General features: G+C 47.5%; 18 tRNA genes and 1 rRNA gene. All 19 read left to right on the top strand.

From position 1 onward, the window contains the following. Window positions 1-218 precede the first annotated feature (218 nt). The 19 genes from rrf to K0040_RS19650 all read left to right on the top strand — a co-directional run bounded on the left by rrf (window position 219) and on the right by K0040_RS19650 (window position 1,936). Window positions 219-335: ribosomal RNA gene (rrf, locus tag K0040_RS19740) — 5S ribosomal RNA — on the top strand. 5 nt (window positions 336-340) lie between these two features. Beyond that, window positions 341-415: transfer RNA gene (locus K0040_RS19735), tRNA-Asn, on the top strand. A gap of 21 nt (window positions 416-436) precedes the next feature. Beyond that, window positions 437-511 (top strand) — tRNA-Glu (locus tag K0040_RS19730). Window positions 512-515: 4 nt separating this feature from the next. Next, window positions 516-591: transfer RNA gene (locus K0040_RS19725), tRNA-Val, on the top strand. A 17-nt stretch (window positions 592-608) separates the two neighbouring features. Then, a tRNA-Asp gene (locus K0040_RS19720) sits at window positions 609-685 on the top strand. Between the two features lie 17 nt (window positions 686-702). Continuing rightward, window positions 703-777, top strand: a tRNA-Thr gene (locus K0040_RS19715). 9 nt (window positions 778-786) lie between these two features. Then, a tRNA-Tyr gene (locus K0040_RS19710) sits at window positions 787-871 on the top strand. 11 nt (window positions 872-882) lie between these two features. Then, window positions 883-956: transfer RNA gene (locus K0040_RS19705), tRNA-Gly, on the top strand. 10 nt (window positions 957-966) lie between these two features. Then, window positions 967-1,043, top strand: a tRNA-Arg gene (locus K0040_RS19700). Between the two features lie 5 nt (window positions 1,044-1,048). Further along, a tRNA-Gln gene (locus tag K0040_RS19695) sits at window positions 1,049-1,124 on the top strand. Between the two features lie 9 nt (window positions 1,125-1,133). Next, window positions 1,134-1,209, top strand: a tRNA-Lys gene (locus K0040_RS19690). A 7-nt stretch (window positions 1,210-1,216) separates the two neighbouring features. Further along, window positions 1,217-1,305 (top strand) — tRNA-Ser (locus tag K0040_RS19685). A 7-nt stretch (window positions 1,306-1,312) separates the two neighbouring features. Then, window positions 1,313-1,405 (top strand) — tRNA-Ser (locus tag K0040_RS19680). A gap of 7 nt (window positions 1,406-1,412) precedes the next feature. Next, a tRNA-Pro gene (locus tag K0040_RS19675) sits at window positions 1,413-1,489 on the top strand. Between the two features lie 9 nt (window positions 1,490-1,498). Continuing rightward, window positions 1,499-1,575: transfer RNA gene (locus tag K0040_RS19670), tRNA-Ile, on the top strand. A 10-nt stretch (window positions 1,576-1,585) separates the two neighbouring features. Next, window positions 1,586-1,661 (top strand) — tRNA-Trp (locus K0040_RS19665). A gap of 36 nt (window positions 1,662-1,697) precedes the next feature. Continuing rightward, a tRNA-Pro gene (locus K0040_RS19660) sits at window positions 1,698-1,774 on the top strand. Between the two features lie 6 nt (window positions 1,775-1,780). Continuing rightward, window positions 1,781-1,857: transfer RNA gene (locus K0040_RS19655), tRNA-Ile, on the top strand. Between the two features lie 3 nt (window positions 1,858-1,860). Then, window positions 1,861-1,936 (top strand) — tRNA-Phe (locus tag K0040_RS19650). Window positions 1,937-2,063 lie beyond the last annotated feature (127 nt).

The following is a 2,063-nucleotide window of genomic DNA, read 5'->3' as shown; positions in this document are numbered from 1 at the left end:
AGGACTTGACCAAAATAAACCTAAAGGTTTATATCGCAAACTAAATCTTTAATTATATAATTATAAAGAAGATTTAAGTTGCTAAAAAATATAATGGAAATATTAAATGTTAGCAGTTTTGAAAGTATTAAAAATTTTCAAAAAAATGCAGTAAAAAAGTTGACAATTATATACATAGATGTTATTATAATTCTTGTCTAAAGAAACAGTTAAAATTATGTGGTTATCATAGCAAAGAGGATACACCTGTTCCCATTCCGAACACAGAAGTTAAGCTCTTGAGCGGCGATGGTACTTGGGGGGTGACCCCCTGGGAGAGTAGCACGTAGCCACGTGATGTTCCAAGGTAGCTCAATGGTGGAGCACTCGGCTGTTAACCGATAGGTTGAGGGTTCGAGTCCCTCCCTTGGAGCCAAAGAACAAAATTAAATAATATGGCTCATTGGTCAAGCGGTTAAGACACCGCCCTTTCACGGCGGTAACAGGGGTTCGATTCCCCTATGAGTCACCATTATGGGACCATAGCTCAGCTGGGAGAGCACCTGCCTTACAAGCAGGGGGTCACAGGTTCGAGCCCTGTTGGTCCCACCATTAAAACATATAAATGCGGCCTGGTAGTTCAGTTGGTTAGAATGCCAGCCTGTCACGCTGGAGGTCGAGGGTTCGAACCCCTTCCAGGTCGCCATAAATATTTAACACTATGCTGGTGTGGCTCAACGGTAGAGCAGCTGACTTGTAATCAGCAGGTTGTAGGTTCGATTCCTATCACCAGCTCCAAAATTCTCAGGAGGATTTCCCGAGCGGCCAAAGGGGGCAGACTGTAAATCTGTTAGCGATGCTTTCGGTGGTTCGAATCCACCATCCTCCACCAAAGAAAAATATGCGGGTGTAGCTCAATGGTAGAGTTCCGGCCTTCCAAGCCGGCTGTGAGGGTTCGATCCCCTTCACCCGCTCCATTTTAAATATGGGTGCATAGCTCAGCTGGATAGAGCAACGCCCTTCTAAGGCGTGTGTCCGGGGTTCGAATCCCTGTGCGCTCACCATATACTGGGGATTAGCCAAGTCGGTAAGGCACATGACTTTGACTCATGCATGCGTAGGTTCGAGTCCTGCATCCCCAGCCATATAAACATGACTCATTAGCTCAGTCGGTAGAGCACTTGACTTTTAATCAAGGTGTCCGGAGTTCGAATCTCCGATGGGTCACCATTAACCTGGAGAGGTGTCCGAGTGGTTTAAGGAGCTGGTCTTGAAAACCAGTGATGCTTAACGGCACCGTGGGTTCGAATCCCACCCTCTCCGCCAAAAACATGGAGAAGTACTCAAGTGGCTCAAGAGGATCCCCTGCTAAGGGATTAGGCTGGATTAAACTGGTGCGAGGGTTCGAATCCCTCCTTCTCCGCCAGTTTTTACGAGGTGTAGCGCAGTTTGGTAGCGCACTTGGTTTGGGACCATGGGGCCGGGGGTTCGAGTCCCTTCACCTCGACCAAAATAATATGGACCATTAGCTCAGTTGGTTAGAGCGCCCGGCTCATAACCGGTAGGTCTGGGGTTCGAGTCCCTGATGGTCCACCATATTTAATATAGGGGTGTAGCTCAGTTGGTAGAGCGTCGGTCTCCAAAACCGTGCGCCGGGGGTTCGAGTCCCTCCACCCCTGCCAGAAAAATTTAAAAAAGTATTTTACTAATTTATACTTCGAGGTGTAGCGCAGTTTGGTAGCGCACTTGGTTTGGGACCATGGGGCCGGGGGTTCGAGTCCCTTCACCTCGACCAAAATTAGGGCCTATAGCTCAGGTGGTTAGAGCGCACGCCTGATAAGCGTGAGGTCGCTGGTTCGAGTCCAGCTAGGCCCACCATTTGCCCAGATAGCTCAGTCGGTAGAGCAGGGGACTGAAAATCCCCGTGTCGGTGGTTCGATTCCGCCTCTGGGCACCACAAAGAACTTTGAAAATTAAACAGTAGGTTAACAATAAATTAATTCTTAAAGAATTAAACTGAAACAACAAACAAACCAAGCCAGATATTCAGATAATGATTAGTCTGAGCGATGGACAACTTTTTT

Source organism: Terrisporobacter petrolearius (assembly GCF_020748185.1).
GTDB classification, from domain to species: Bacteria; Bacillota; Clostridia; order Peptostreptococcales; family Peptostreptococcaceae; genus Terrisporobacter; species Terrisporobacter petrolearius.
Note: the sequence above shows the minus strand (reverse complement) of the source record. Positions and strands in the feature narration are given on the sequence as shown.